The following is a 13,747-nucleotide window of genomic DNA, read 5'->3' as shown; positions in this document are numbered from 1 at the left end:
CCGCTTTGCTCGGCGGACCTCTCCCCGCGGGGAGAGGGGGACCGAGCCGCCGACGACACGCTTCTTCTCCCCGGCGGGGAGACGGTGCCGGCAGGCGGATGAGGGGGCCGAAGACCCCGCTCGCAAGGGAGGTCCGTCCACCATCACGACTTCACGTAATTGGCGGCGTTGTGCTTGTCCATCACCGTCTGGAACCGGCGGGCGAAGGCGTCATCGGCGAGCTTCTTGCGGCGCTGGATGTCCTGCGTCGCCAGCATGTTCTTCTCGTGCATTTCGAGGAGGTCGCCGATATGGCGCTGTGCCGCCGAGCCGATGCCGGCCATGGTCTCTTCCGCCGCCGTGTCGACCTGGCTGCCGAGCGTGTTGATCTTGTGCGCCACGTCCTGCTGGGCGGCGGTCTTCAGCGAGTCCTCCAGCGCCTTGTAGAGCACGATGCGCTGTTCGGTATCGATCGTCAGCTTGTTGATCAGCGTGTTCTGCGCGGCGATCTGGTTGTTGAGCGAATCGACGAAGGTCTGGAACATCGAGGTATAGCGTTCCAGCGTCTGGCTTTCGGCAAGGAGTTCCTGCTCCTTTGCCTGCATCTGGTTGTATTCGGTGGCAAGCGCCGAGCGCTCACCCTCGAGATCGGTGCGCGTCTTCTGGTCCGTCGAGGCGGCGATGCGGTTTTCGAGATCCAGCAGCAGCGGATTGATCTCCTCGATGCGCTTCTGCGTCGCCTCGAGGTTCGCCATCGTGCCCTTGCGCCGCTCGATCACCTGGATGAGGCTTGCCTCGGAGGTCTTGTAACGCTGGTCGAGGATGTTCTTCTGTTCCTTCAGGATACCGACGATCGTGTCGGACTTGGCGAGCAGTTCCTGCAGGTTGCCGGCGAGCGACATGTTGCGGACGCGATCGGTGCGCATGCGCTGCGCGCTTTGCTTGGAGAAGATGCCGATGAACTTTTCGTAGCCGGTGTAGCTCTTCATGCTCTCGAATTCGGCGCCGAAGACGTTCGTCGCGTCCTCGAGCCCGATGATGAGGTCGGCGATGTTGCCTTCCATCACCTTCTGCTGGTTGATGACGTCCTGGATGCGGGCGTTCTCGATGTCGAAATTGACGTCGCCGAGCTTGGTGTCCGCCTTGGCGAACTGCTCCAGGACGACCGTCGACTGCTCCATCTTGCCGCGCATCTGGTTGACGACGCTGCGGGTCTTCTCGATCTCCGCGTCGAAATTCTGAAGTGTGGCCATGCCGTCTCCCCTATCTCTCCACGGCAGACGCGCCCGCTGCCTCGTTTATTCGTCCGGCGCAGCGACGACACTATACGATTTCAAGTCGATAGGAAGCCATCGCGGCGACCGGCGAAGGTAGATGTGGGATCGGCGCCGCGGCCTGCAAGCCGGGCGCCGCACTATTTTTTACAAGCCGCCATGGCGCAACCGCCGATAGGCGGATGTCACGGCGCCGCGGTCGGGTCCTTCAGGAAGGCGATGAGATTGGCGATGTCCTCCGGCTTCTTGAGACCGGCGAAGGCCATGCTGGTGCCTTTCACCAGCGAGCGGGGCGCGACGAGGTAGTCGGAAAGCTCCGCCTCGCTCCACACCTTGCCGCCGTCGGAAAAGGCAACCATGGCCTTCGAATACTTGAAGTCGGCGACAGAGGCGACCGGCCGGCCGACAATGCCCGACAAGGTCGGCCCGACCCGGTTCGTGGGCTCCGTTGTATGGCACGCGGCGCATTTCTTGAACACCGTCTTGCCCGCCGCCGCGTCACCGTCGGCCCGCGCCGGACAGCTCGCAGCGACCGCCGCAAGAGCCACAATCATCGCCAATAGACGTCGCATCGCAAATTCCTCTCCATCACGCATGAATCATGGCGCCCGCGCCAAACATCCGTGGGACGGACCGAGGCACGCGGCATTGATCGGTATCAAGCCTCGTTCATCACGTCATCCCAGTGACGCCGGCAATAGGATATGTAGCGTTCGTTGCCGCCCACTTCCACCTGCGCGCCCTGCTTGGCCACCCTGCCGTCGGCGCCGAGCCTCACGACCATCGTCGCCTTGCGGCCGCAATGACAGATCGTGCGGACCTCGCGCAGTTCGTCGGCGATGGCGAGCAGCGCCTGCGACCCCGGAAAGAGCTTGCCCTGGAAGTCGGTGCGAAGACCATAGGCCATGACCGGGACGCCGAGCCGGTCGGCGACGCGGGCGAGCTGCCAGACCTGGCTCTCGGCGAGGAATTGCGCCTCGTCGACGAAGACGCAGGCGATCGCGCCCGAGCCGTCCGCATTCATCCGCTCGATCAGCGCATAGAGGTCGTCCGACCGCTCGAAGGCGATTGCGTCGCTCGAAAGGCCGATGCGCGACGAGATGCGACCCCGTCCGGCCCGGTCGTCGAAGGAAGCGATCAGGATCGCCGTGCGCATGCCGCGCTCCTGATAGTTGTAGGACGCCTGGAGCAGCAGGGTGGACTTCCCGGCGTTCATCGTCGCGTAGCTGAAATAGAGTTTTGCCATGATTTTCTCCGGCGCCGTTTCTGGCGCCCGGCCGCCGCGATTTCCAGTAGTTTGCGACGAAAACCACAAAAAAATCGAAGGCACCGTCCGATGCGACATTCGCAAGCGAATTTGCGAATCGCCATGAAATAAACAGGGGGCTCGCGGGCCCCAATCCGAGGTCAAACCGCTTGAATAATCATCGGTTTGATGCTTGGCTTAGAAATCCAAACAAAAATGGGGAGCACAATCATGACATCTCTTTCGCCCTTCAAGCGTCTGCTGGCCGCTGCCGTCTCGGTGGCCGCGCTTGCGGCGACACCCGCCCTTGCCGCCGATCCGGAAAGCTGTGGCACGGTCCGTTTCTCCGACGTCGGCTGGACGGACATCACCGCAACGACCGCGACCGCCAGCGTCGTCCTGAAGGGTCTCGGCTACGAGACCGAGGTGACGGTGCTTTCCGTGCCGGTCACCTACACCTCGCTCAAGAACAAGGACATCGACGTCTTCCTCGGCAACTGGATGCCGACGATGGAAGCCGACATCGCGCCGTTCCGCGAGGACGGCTCGGTCGAGACCGTGCGTGAAAACCTCGAGGGCGCCAAGTACACGCTTGCCACCAACGCCAAGGGTGCCGAACTCGGCATCAAGGACTTCAAGGACATCGCGACGCAGAAGGACGCGCTGGGCGCCAAGATCTACGGCATCGAGCCCGGCAACGACGGCAACCGCCTGATCCTCGGCATGGTTGAAAAGGACACGTTCGGCCTCTCCGGCTTCGAGGTGATCGAATCCTCGGAGCAGGGCATGCTGGCCGAGGTCGCCCGCGCCGAGCAGGAGGGCGGGCCGATCGTCTTCCTCGGCTGGGAACCCCACCCGATGAACGCCAACTTCAAGCTGACCTACCTGACCGGCGGCGACGACATCTTCGGGCCGAACCTCGGCGGCGCGACGATCTACACTAACGTCCGCCAGGGCTACACGACCGAATGCCCGAATGTCGGCCAGTTCCTCAAGAACCTCAAGTTCTCGCTCGCCATGGAGAACGAGATCATGGGCAAGATCCTGAACGACGGCCAGGACCCGGAAGCGGCCGCGACCGACTGGATCAAGGCCAATGCCTCGGCGATCGAGCCCTGGCTCGCCGGGGTGACGACCCTTGACGGCAGCGGCGAGGCCCTGCCCGCCGTCAAGTCGGCCCTCGGTCTCTGACCGGCCACAAGGGGCGGGAAGGCATCTTCCCGCCCTTTCTCGTTGGCAATAGTCGCACTTCGTCCTCTTCTGCACCGGGTTGTCTCACGTGGATTGGCTTACCAGTATCAAGATTCCGATCGGCCCTTGGGCCAAGGCCTGCGTCGACTGGCTGACGTCGAACGGCCGGTGGCTGTTCGATTTCCTCAAGGTCTTTCTCCAGGCCGGTATCGATGCCGTGCTGTTCATCCTTCAGGGGCCGTTTTCCGGCAAGGCGGCCGAATTCGGCTATGCCCTCTTCATGATCGTCCTGATCACGGGGGCCGCCTGGTATTTCCGCCGCTCGATCGGCGTTGCCGTCTTCACCTTCCTCGGCCTGCTGCTCATCGTGAACCAGGGCTATTGGGAAGAGACGACGGAAACGCTCGCCCTCGTGCTCGCCGCGACCGGCGTCAGCATGGTGGTGGGCGTGCCGCTCGGCATCGCGGCGGCGCGCCGGCCCTGGTTTTACGCCGTGCTCCGGCCGATGCTGGACCTGATGCAGACCATCCCGACCTTCGTCTATCTCATTCCGGCGCTGATCCTTTTCGGCCTCGGCATGGTGCCGGGCCTGATCGCGACTGTGATCTTCGCCATTCCGGCGCCGATCCGCCTGACGCGGCTCGGCATCATCTCGACGCCGCCGTCGCTCGTCGAGGCCGCACAGGCCTTCGGCGCGACGCCCGGGCAGGTGCTGCGCAAAGTCGAACTGCCCTTCGCCATGCCCCAGATCATGGCCGGCCTGACGCAGACGATCATGCTGTCGCTCTCGATGGTGGTCATCGCCGCGCTGGTCGGGGCCAAGGGCCTCGGCGTACCGGTGGTGCGCGCGCTCAACACGGTCAACATATCGATGGGCTTCGAAGCGGGCCTCTGTATCGTCATCCTCGCCATCGTCCTCGATCGGCTGTTCCGCTCTTCCGACGAAGGAGAAGGCGCATGACGGTCGCGGTCGATTTCAAGAATGTCAGCATCGTCTTCGGCGACAATCCGCAAAACGCGCTGGCGCTCGCAGATGCAGGCAAGACGCGCGACGAGATCGGCGCGCAGACGGGGCTCGTCGTCGGCGTCGCCGACGCGACCCTGACGATCACCGAGGGCGAGATCCTCGTGCTGATGGGGCTTTCGGGGTCGGGCAAGTCGACGCTGCTGCGCGCCGTCAACGGGCTTGCCCCGGTGGTGCGCGGCGAGGTCGCCGTCAAGACCGGCACCGGCCACCTCAACCCCTACGCCACGACGCCGAAGTCGTTGCGCGACTTCCGCATGCACACCGTCTCGATGGTGTTCCAGCAGTTCGCGCTGCTTCCCTGGCGCACCGTCGCGGAGAATGTCGGCTTCGGCCTCGAACTCGCCGGCGTGCCGGATGAGGAACGCCGGCAGCGCGTCGCCGAACAGCTCGAACTCGTCAATCTGACGAAATGGGCGAACCGAAAGGTCAACGAGCTTTCGGGCGGCATGCAGCAGCGCGTCGGCCTGGCGCGGGCCTTCGCCACCGGCGCGCCGATCCTGTTGATGGACGAGCCCTTCTCGGCCCTCGACCCGCTGATCCGCACCCGCCTGCAGGACGAACTGCTCGAGTTCCAGCGGCGTTTGAAAAAGACGATCATCTTCGTCAGCCACGACCTCGACGAAGCGTTCCGCATCGGCAACCGCATCGCCATCATGGAGGGCGGCCGCATCATCCAGTGCGGCACGCCGCAGGACATCGTGAAGAATCCGGCGAACCAGTATGTGGCGGATTTCGTGCAGAACATGAACCCCATCAACATGCTGACCGCCAAGGACGTGATGCGGCACGGCGTCGGCGAATCGGGCGGCGGCGTTACGGCGACCGCGCAGCCCCACACGCCGCTCGTCGACATCCTCGACGCCATGTCGCGTCAGCCGGGCAGCGTCGGCATCGTCGACAACGGCGCGGTGATCGGCACCATCAACGCCCAGGACATCGTGGAAAGCCTGACGCGGCACCGCCGCCGCGATTGACATGCCGGCGCTTTGGCAGCACCTAGCAGGCGGCGGCGCAATCCGCCGCCTTTTCTGTTGCGGAAGGATCGAGCGATGACGGACGCCCCGAAGGACAGGCCCCAGGTGCTGCGCGAGACCGACGACGAGGCGCGGGCGCTCGCTCGCCGGCTTCTGCGTTCCGCACGCAGTTGCGCGCTCGCCGTCATCGAACCGGAAAGCGGCGTCCCCTTCGCGAGCCGCGCGCTGACCGGCACCGACGTCGACGGGACGCCGGTCATCCTCGTCTCTTCCCTCTCGGTCCACACCCGGGCGCTGCGGCACGATCCGCGCGCCTCGCTGCTTGCCGGCGAGCCGGGCAAGGGCGACCCGCTCGCCCATGCCCGCCTGACCGTCGTCGCACGGGCCGAGGAGGTTGCCCGGGATGCCGCTGGCCGGGCGAATCTGCGCGAGCGCTTCCTGCGCCGCCACCCGAAGGCGAAGCTCTATGTCGACTTCCCGGATTTCGCCTTCTTCCGGCTTGTGCCTGAGCGGGCCCATCTCAACGGCGGATTCGGCAGGGCCTATGTGCTTGAGGCCGACGATCTTCTGATTCGCTCGCCCGCCGTCGCCGCCCTCGCCGCGATGGAACAGGGCGCCGTCGATCATATGAACTCGGACCATGCGGAGGCGGCCGGCATCTACGCCCGGCATTTTCTCGGCGAAAGGGACGGCGACTGGTCGATCTGCGGCATCGACGCCGCCGGCATCGATCTTGCCGCCGGAGACCGCCTGCGGCGCCTGGATTTCGCCGCGGAACTCTCCGAAGCGGGGGAACTGCGCGGCGTGCTTGCGCGTTTGCTGAAACAGGCAAGAGAGAACGAGGCATAGCGCGGTCCGGACCTTTTCGATCCGGTCGAATGCGTCGCCGCAACTAGCGCCATGCGTGTAGCGCTACCCCCATTTCTTGCTCTTGCTGTGTGCGATTTTGTTTATATGCTAAACCGCATATTGACTGAAACGTTCATGATTTGACGCTGAAACGCCAGTATCGGAGTTTCGAATGGATACGATTTCTGACACAGAACAGGCACAGGCGGACGTTGCGTCCGCCTTTCTCTCGGCAATGGCGAATCCGAAGCGGTTGTTGATTCTGCAGGTGCTCGTGAAGGGCGAAATCGCAGTGGGCGCGCTCGCTGCGAAAGTCGGCCTCAGCCAGTCCGCCCTGTCGCAGCATCTGTCGAAGCTCAGGGCGCAGAATCTGGTGACGACACGCCGCGACGCGCAGACGATCTACTATTCCAGCCAGTCGGAAGCAGTGCTGTCGATCCTGCAGGCGCTCGACGACATTTTCGGCACGGCTGTCGAGATGACCGGCAACAAGAAGCTGCGCATCGCCTGATCCGGGCGATTCGAACCCATCAGAAACGGGCGGATGCCGTGCATCCGCCCGTTTTCATTTGGTCATGCCCGCGACGGCCCGCTGTTTTGCCCTGCGGCTCCGTCGCACGGAAACCATGACACGCCGGACTTGCCCATGACTTGCGGTGCGCACCGCGCGAACGCACCGCATCAGGCTTGACGCGCAAAGGCGCCTTGATACTTTGACCGCCAGGTAAAAATCCCCTTCCGGGACCGGCCCCCGACACGCCAAAGGCCGCGGAGATCAGCGTCATGTCCAACCGCCTCAACACCCCGAACGATCTGCGCGCCTTCTGGATGCCGTTCACCGCGAATCGCCAGTTCAAGAAGGAGCCGCGGCTCTTCGTCGGCGCGAAGGACATGCACTACACCACCCATGACGGGCGGCAGGTGCTGGACGGCACCGCAGGCCTCTGGTGCGTCAACGCCGGCCATTGCCGGCCGAAGATCACCGAGGCGATCCGCGAGCAGGCCGGCGAACTCGATTACGCCCCCGCCTTCCAGCTCGGCCATCCGAAGGCCTTCGAACTTGCCAACCGGCTGGTCGATATCGCACCGGAGGGCATGAACCATGTGCTCTACACCAATTCCGGCTCCGAATCGGTCGAGACCGCGCTGAAGGTCGCGCTCGCCTATCACCGCGCCAAGGGCGACGGCTCGCGCTTCCGTCTCGTCGGCCGCGAACGCGGCTATCATGGCGTCAATTTCGGCGGCATCTCCGTCGGCGGCATCGTCTCCAACCGCAAGATGTTCGGCACGCTCCTGACCGGCGTCGACCACATGCCGCACACCCATTTTCCGGACAGGAACGCTTTCACCCGCGGCGAGCCGGAGCACGGCGGCGATATCGCATCCGAACTCCAGCGCATCGTGACGCTGCATGACGCCTCGACCATCGCGGCCGTCATCGTCGAGCCGGTGGCAGGTTCAACCGGCGTTCTCATCCCGCCAAAGGGCTATCTGCAAAAGCTGCGCGAGATTTGCACGCAGCACGGCATCCTCCTGATCTTCGACGAGGTCATCACCGGCTTCGGCCGCCTCGGCGCGCCCTTCGCCGCGCAGTATTTCGACGTCAAGCCGGACATCATCACCACCGCCAAGGGGCTCACCAACGGCGTCATCCCGATGGGCGCGGTCTTCGTTACCTCCGAGATCCACGACGCCTTCATGAACGGGCCGGAACACCTGATCGAGTTCTTCCACGGCTACACCTATTCCGGCAACCCGATCGCCTCGGCGGCAGCCCTCGGCACGCTCGACACCTACAGGGAAGAGGGCCTGCTGACCCGCGCGGCCGAACTCGCGCCCTACTGGGAGGACGCGCTGCATTCGCTGAAGGACTGCCCGAACGTCATCGACATCCGCAACATCGGCCTCATCGGCGCGATCGAGCTTTCGCCGATCGCCGGCGAGCCGACCAAGCGCGCCTTCTCCGCCTTCCTGAAGGCCTACGAGAAGGGCATCCTCATCCGCACCACCGGCGACATCATCGCGCTCTCCCCGCCGCTGATCATCGAGAAGCACCATATCGACGAACTGATCGGCAAGCTGCGCGAGGTGCTGGCGGCGAACGTCTGAGACGCACCGAGGACCACACGCCTTCGCCTCTGGCCTCACGGCCGGAGGTGCTTCTCGTAGCGCCAGACCTCCAGGTCGAACGGCCCGGCGATCGTTTCCAGGCGATTGACGACTGTCCCCGCGAGCGTCCAGCCGCATTTCTTGTAGAACCGCGCCGCCCTGGCATTGCCGATCGCGCAGGCGAGCCAGGCGCGTTCGATGCCGCGCGCCGCAAGCCGCTGCTCGGCGTCGCCGACGAGAGCGGCGGCAATGCCCGTTCCCCGCGCCGCGGGCGAGACATAGAGCTGGTCGAGTTCCTCATGTTTGATGATGCACAGCCCCAGCGGCGCCCCCGGCGGACCGGCGACCCTCGCGTCGTCCAGCATCCCCGCGAGCCGCTCGGCAAAACTCACCAGCGTGCGCCGCCGGGCGAGCTCCGCCGGAACGATCGCCGCATGCGCATCCTGCCAGCCGTCGTACCAGAGCCGCGCCAGCACGGGAATCTCCGCGGACAGCGCATGCCGCACAATGACCGGTTCGCCCATCTCCACGCTCCTTTCCGGCAACGGATCCCGTCATGCATCCATCGTGGCAAAAACGGCCATATTCCGGCAGGCCCGTCCGCACCTCGGCCAAAAATTGACGGCTCCCCTTCCCGCCCGGTTTCGCGCTATCGTGCGGCGCAATGAATCGAGAAGGGAAGAGCCATGCCGACCGTTTCCCGCATCGCCAACGCGTTCCTTGCCGTCGAGGTCTCCTCGCTCGGCTCGGAGATGCGGTCCATCGAGACGACGGACGGGCGGTCCTGGCTCTGGAACGGCGACGCCGCCTTCTGGACCGGCCGCTCGCCGATCCTCTTCCCGATTGTCGGCAAGGCACCGGACGATACGCTCATGATCGACGGCAAGCCCTATCAGATGGCGCAGCACGGCTTTGCCCGCCGGCGCGATTTCTCGCTCGCGGCGGCATCGGAGACCTCCTGCCGCTATGAACTGGCGGCGAGCGAGGAAACGCTGGCGGCCTACCCCTTCGATTTCCTGCTCGCCGTCGAACACTCCCTCGACGGCCCGGCGCTGACGGTCGCCGCCGAAGTCGTCAATCGCGGCGCAAGCGAGATGCCCTTTGGCATCGGCTTCCACCCGGCTTTCCTCTGGCCGCTGCCGGGCGCGGAAGGAAAGCCGCACCGCATCCGGCTCGACAACGGCGCGGAGCCGCAGATGGCCCGACTCGACGGCGGCCTCGTCGCGGCGTCGCATCTGCCTTCCCCCTTCTCGGCCGGACGGCTGACGCTGAACCACGGCCAGTTCGAGGCGGATGCGATGATCTTCCCGGAAGGCGCCGGCACGGCGCTCAGCTATGCCGCGGAAGGCGGGCCGGAGCTGGATTTCCGCTTCGAGAACCTGCCGAACCTCGCGCTTTGGACGAAACCCGGCGCGCCCTTCATCTGCATCGAGCCCTGGCACGGCACGGCGGCGGAAAAGGGCGGCTCGCGCGCGCTTGCCGAGCGGCCCTACGGCACGCGGCTTTCCGGTGGCGAAAGTGCGCGTTTTGCCTTCACGGTGTCATTTCCGGCCTGAAGCGACCCGCGCCGCGAGCTGCCATTTCCCTGCAGCAGTCCGCCGGTTACACTTCCCCGATGTGACTCGGAGTGAAAACGCATGCAGAAACTCGAAAAGCTGATCGACCAGGGCACCGGCCGCGAACCCGCCGACATCGTGCTGAAGGGCGGCCGGTTCTTTGATCTCGCGACCGGCGAGCTGGTCGCGTCCGACATCGCCATTTCCGGCGAGCGGATCGTCGGCACCTGCGGCGACTATCGCGGCCACGAGGAAATCGACATTTCCGGCCGCATCGTCGTGCCGGGCTTCATCGACACGCATCTGCACATCGAATCCTCGCTGGTCACGCCGCATGAATTCGACCGCTGCGTGCTGCCCTACGGTGTCACGACCGCGATCTGCGATCCGCATGAGATCGCCAACGTGCTCGGCACCGAGGGCATCCAATTCTTCCTCGATTCATCCGAACAGACGATCATGGACATCCGCGTGCAGCTTTCGAGCTGCGTGCCGGCGACGCATCTGGAGACCTCCGGCGCCGACCTGCCGGTCGAGCGGTTGCTGCCCTTCCGCGATCATCCGAAGGTCATCGGCCTTGCCGAATTCATGAACTTCCCGGGCGTCATCCACAAGGACCCGGTCTGCCTCGCCAAGCTTCAAGCCTTCCAGGGCGGCCATATCGACGGCCATGCGCCGCTGCTCCGCGGCAACGACCTCAACGGCTATCTCTCCACCGGCATCCGCACCGACCATGAATGCACGACCGCCGAGGAGGCGCTCGAAAAGATCCGCAAGGGTATGCACATCCTTGTGCGCGAGGGCTCGGTCTCCAAGGACCTGCATGCGTTGATGCCGATCATCACCGAGCGGCTGTCGCCCTTCCTGGCGCTCTGCACCGACGACCGCAACCCGCTCGACATCGCCGAGCAGGGCCATCTCGACTACATGATCCGCACGGCGATCGCCCATGGCCGGGCGCCGCTCGCCGTCTACCGCGCCGCCTCGATCTCGGCGGCGAAAGCCTTCGGCCTGCAGGATCGCGGCCTCGTCGCACCCGGCTGGCGCGCCGACCTCGTCGTCATCGACACGCTGGAGGATTGCCGGGCGGAGATCGTCTTTTCCGCCGGCCGGCGCGTCACCGACGCGCTCTTCGCCACCCGCGCGTCGACAGCCCCCGTCGGCCTCGACAGCGTCAAGGCACGGCCGGTCAGCGCCGCCCAGTTCGCGGTGCCGGTGACAGACGGCGAAGTGCCGGTGATCGGCGTTTTGCCCGGCAAGATCATCACAGAGCACCGCCGCTACCGCCTGCCCGCGAAGGGCAACCAGACGACGGTCGACCTTGCCAACGACATCATCAAGGTCGCGGTCATCGAGCGGCACGGCAAGAACGGCAACCACGCCAACGGCTTCGTCCAGGGTTTCGGCCTGAAGAAAGGCGCCATCGCCTCGACCGTCGGCCATGACAGCCACAATATCTGCGTCGTCGGCGTCGACGAGGACGACATGGCGATGGCCGCCAACCGTCTCGGCGAGATCAAGGGCGGCTTCGTCGTGGTGGAGAATGGGAAGGTGACAGGCGAGATCGCACTCCCCGTCGCCGGCCTGATGAGCCTCGAGCCCTACGAGACCGTACGCGACACGCTGCACCACCTGCGCCAGGCCGCGTTTGCCCTCGGCGCCACGCTGGAAGAACCCTTCCTGCAACTTGCCTTCCTGCCGCTCCCGGTCATCCCGCATCTGAAGATCTCGGACCGCGGCATGGTCGACGTCGACCGCTTCGCGCTGATGGGATAGACCGGCAGCGGGCATCGCCGTATAGTCTGCCACGACCCATCCGACGGAGCAGGCACGTGACACGCCTCGAAAAGATCGAGAAGAGCATCGAAGGGCTCACACCGGAGGAACTCGACGCGTTTGCCGACTGGTTCGAGGCGCTTCAAGCCAATCGGTGGGACAAGCGCCTGGAACAGGATGCAGCAAGCGGAAAGCTCGATCGCCTCGCCGATGCCGCCCTCACGGATCATCGCGCCGGCCGGACGCGCCCGCTTTGAACCACCACGCGACGGCCGCATTCTGGCAAGCGTACGATCGTCTGCCGGAGCATGTTCAAAGGCTGGCAGACAAGAATTTCCAACTCCTCAAAGCCAATCCATCCCATCCTGCGCTACATCTGAAGAAGACAGGGCGATACTGGTCGGTCCGCGCCGGAATATCATGGCGTGCCGTCGAAGACGGTGGCGATCTCGTCTGGTTCTGGATCGGCTCCCATGCCGACTATGACAAATTGCTCGACAGGTGAGTTGAGCCGAGGCATCGCCTGCGACCGCTTCGTCATTTGGGCAAGCCGTCCTTAGCCCGCCGACGCCGCCTTGAAGACTGCCAGCTGGGCGTCGAAAGCTCGCCTGTAAGCCGGCCGCGCCTCGCCGCGGGCGATATAGGCGGCAACGTTCGGAAATTCCTCCACCAGCCCCGATCCGTCCAGCCTGCGCAGCACCGTGACCATCAGCAGGTCGCCGGCGCTGAACGAGCCGTCGAGCCATTCCGCATCGCCGAGCCAACGGGAAAGCTGGGCCAGCCGGGCGCGGACGCGATCGTCGAGTATGGAGAGCAGTTCGCTGTACCAGGCCTTGTCTCCGACGACGTAGCGGGCCTGTTCGCGTTCAACGATCGGCGGCTCCACCGTGTTGAGCGCGGCGAACATCCAGGTGATGGCCCGTGCCCTTGCATTCGCCTCGTCCGGCAGCAGGCCGCGATGGCACTCCGCGATATGGAACACGATCGACCCCGTCTCGAACAGTGCGAGGTCGCCGTCCTGATAGGTCGGAATCTGTCCGAAGGGATGAAGCGCCAGATGCGCGGGCTGTTTCATCGTCTTGAACGACACGAGGCGAACGTCATAGGGCTGGCCGACCTCTTCGAGCGCCCAGCGCACCCGCATGTCGCGTGCATGTCCTCCGCCGCGGTCGGGCGAGTGTTCAAAGGCGGTGATGGTGATGCTCATCGTCGTTCTCCCTGGCGCATCCATCTTCAAGACGGCCGGCGCGGCCGGATTCCGACAGGCTGTCGCGATTTTCCACCTATCAAGGGCCTTCTCACGACAGCCGGTTCGCAGGAGATTGGCTGGCTGGCCTCACACCCTGACGCAGGCCATGTCCAGCGCGTCGAGTTCGATCGTGCCGTCCTCCAGCTTGGCGCCGAAGCCGGGCACGGCGACGAATTCGCCGAGCTTCAGCGACTTCGCCGGCACGAATTCGACCTTCTCGCGCGTCAGGTTGAAGACGAAGAGCAGCTTCTCACCGTCCTTCTCGCGGCTGAAGGCGAGAATGTCCCGGTTCGAGTTGACGAAATGCATGTCGCCATCGACGAGGGCGGCATGCGCCCGGCGGAAGGCGAGCGTCTCGCGGTAGTGGTTGAGCACCGAGCCCGAAGTCTTCTGCTGGCGGTCGACGGCATGGCGCGCATGATCTTCCGGCACCGGCAGCCAGGGCTTGCCCGTGCTGAAGCCGGCATTGGGCGCGTCCGCATCCCACGGCATCGGCGTGCGGCATCCGTCGCGGCCC

The 13,747-nt window shown here is 64.9% G+C and carries 16 protein-coding genes; 10 read left to right on the top strand and 6 right to left on the bottom strand.

From position 1 onward, the window contains the following. Positions 1-143 precede the first annotated feature (143 nt). The 3 genes from LXM94_RS20650 to LXM94_RS20640 all read right to left on the bottom strand — a co-directional run bounded on the left by LXM94_RS20650 (position 144) and on the right by LXM94_RS20640 (position 2,499). On the bottom strand, positions 144-1,232 hold the full coding sequence (locus tag LXM94_RS20650) for a hypothetical protein (RefSeq protein ID WP_235773353.1): 1,089 nt from the start codon (positions 1,230-1,232) through the stop codon (positions 144-146). Between the two features lie 206 nt (positions 1,233-1,438). Continuing rightward, positions 1,439-1,825: a c-type cytochrome gene (locus tag LXM94_RS20645; protein WP_235773352.1), complete on the bottom strand. Its 387-nt coding sequence runs from the start codon at positions 1,823-1,825 to the stop codon at positions 1,439-1,441. A gap of 86 nt (positions 1,826-1,911) precedes the next feature. Continuing rightward, entirely contained in the window at positions 1,912-2,499 is a 588-nt protein-coding gene (locus LXM94_RS20640; RefSeq protein WP_235773351.1) for a thymidine kinase, read from the bottom strand. Positions 2,500-2,730: 231 nt separating this feature from the next. Between LXM94_RS20640 and LXM94_RS20635 the strand changes: the two genes are divergently transcribed. The 6 genes from LXM94_RS20635 (at position 2,731) to LXM94_RS20610 (ending at position 8,649) form a co-directional block, all read left to right on the top strand. Beyond that, positions 2,731-3,690, top strand: a complete 960-nt coding sequence (locus tag LXM94_RS20635) for a choline ABC transporter substrate-binding protein (RefSeq protein ID WP_235773350.1) — start codon at positions 2,731-2,733, stop codon at positions 3,688-3,690. A gap of 88 nt (positions 3,691-3,778) precedes the next feature. After that, entirely contained in the window at positions 3,779-4,651 is an 873-nt protein-coding gene (choW, locus tag LXM94_RS20630; RefSeq protein WP_235773349.1) for a choline ABC transporter permease subunit, read from the top strand. Continuing rightward, positions 4,648-5,691, top strand: coding sequence for a choline ABC transporter ATP-binding protein (gene choV / locus LXM94_RS20625; protein WP_235773348.1), 1,044 nt, complete (start codon positions 4,648-4,650; stop codon positions 5,689-5,691). Before choW ends, choV begins: the two co-directional genes overlap by 4 nt. Before the next feature lie 75 nt (positions 5,692-5,766). After that, positions 5,767-6,540, top strand: a complete 774-nt coding sequence (locus LXM94_RS20620; RefSeq protein ID WP_235773347.1) for a HugZ family pyridoxamine 5'-phosphate oxidase — start codon at positions 5,767-5,769, stop codon at positions 6,538-6,540. Between the two features lie 172 nt (positions 6,541-6,712). Then, positions 6,713-7,051: an ArsR/SmtB family transcription factor gene (locus LXM94_RS20615; RefSeq protein WP_235773346.1), complete on the top strand. Its 339-nt coding sequence runs from the start codon at positions 6,713-6,715 to the stop codon at positions 7,049-7,051. Positions 7,052-7,323: 272 nt separating this feature from the next. Continuing rightward, on the top strand, positions 7,324-8,649 hold the full coding sequence (locus tag LXM94_RS20610; protein ID WP_235773345.1) for an aspartate aminotransferase family protein: 1,326 nt from the start codon (positions 7,324-7,326) through the stop codon (positions 8,647-8,649). Between the two features lie 35 nt (positions 8,650-8,684). Here the strand turns inward: LXM94_RS20610 and LXM94_RS20605 are convergent, their stop codons facing one another. After that, positions 8,685-9,173, bottom strand: a complete 489-nt coding sequence (locus LXM94_RS20605; RefSeq protein ID WP_235773344.1) for a GNAT family N-acetyltransferase — start codon at positions 9,171-9,173, stop codon at positions 8,685-8,687. Positions 9,174-9,335: 162 nt separating this feature from the next. Here LXM94_RS20605 and LXM94_RS20600 point away from each other — a divergent pair, with 162 nt between their 5' ends. The 4 genes from LXM94_RS20600 to LXM94_RS20585 all read left to right on the top strand — a co-directional run bounded on the left by LXM94_RS20600 (position 9,336) and on the right by LXM94_RS20585 (position 12,486). Next, entirely contained in the window at positions 9,336-10,205 is an 870-nt protein-coding gene (locus tag LXM94_RS20600; protein WP_235773343.1) for an aldose 1-epimerase family protein, read from the top strand. An 81-nt stretch (positions 10,206-10,286) separates the two neighbouring features. After that, positions 10,287-11,981, top strand: a complete 1,695-nt coding sequence (gene ade, locus LXM94_RS20595) for an adenine deaminase (protein ID WP_235773342.1) — start codon at positions 10,287-10,289, stop codon at positions 11,979-11,981. Between the two features lie 56 nt (positions 11,982-12,037). Further along, entirely contained in the window at positions 12,038-12,238 is a 201-nt protein-coding gene (locus LXM94_RS20590; RefSeq protein ID WP_235773341.1) for a hypothetical protein, read from the top strand. Continuing rightward, positions 12,235-12,486 (top strand): type II toxin-antitoxin system RelE family toxin, encoded by a 252-nt coding sequence (locus tag LXM94_RS20585; RefSeq protein ID WP_235773340.1) that lies wholly within the window; start codon positions 12,235-12,237, stop codon positions 12,484-12,486. The genes LXM94_RS20590 and LXM94_RS20585 overlap by 4 nt, the downstream gene beginning before the upstream one ends. 51 nt (positions 12,487-12,537) lie before the next feature. Here LXM94_RS20585 and LXM94_RS20580 read toward each other — a convergent pair whose 3' ends face one another. Then, positions 12,538-13,188 carry a glutathione S-transferase family protein gene (locus tag LXM94_RS20580; RefSeq protein ID WP_235773339.1) on the bottom strand — a complete coding sequence of 217 codons (651 nt, stop codon included), beginning with the start codon at positions 13,186-13,188 and terminating at the stop codon, positions 12,538-12,540. A 129-nt stretch (positions 13,189-13,317) separates the two neighbouring features. Then, on the bottom strand, positions 13,318-13,747 hold a 430-nt coding region (locus LXM94_RS20575; protein WP_235773338.1), incomplete at its 5' end, for an alpha-glucosidase C-terminal domain-containing protein.

It is taken from the genome of Rhizobium alarense, assembly GCF_021555155.1.
Classification (GTDB): Bacteria; Pseudomonadota; Alphaproteobacteria; order Rhizobiales; family Rhizobiaceae; genus Rhizobium_D; species Rhizobium_D alarense.
This window is presented reverse-complemented; position numbering and strand designations above follow the sequence as displayed.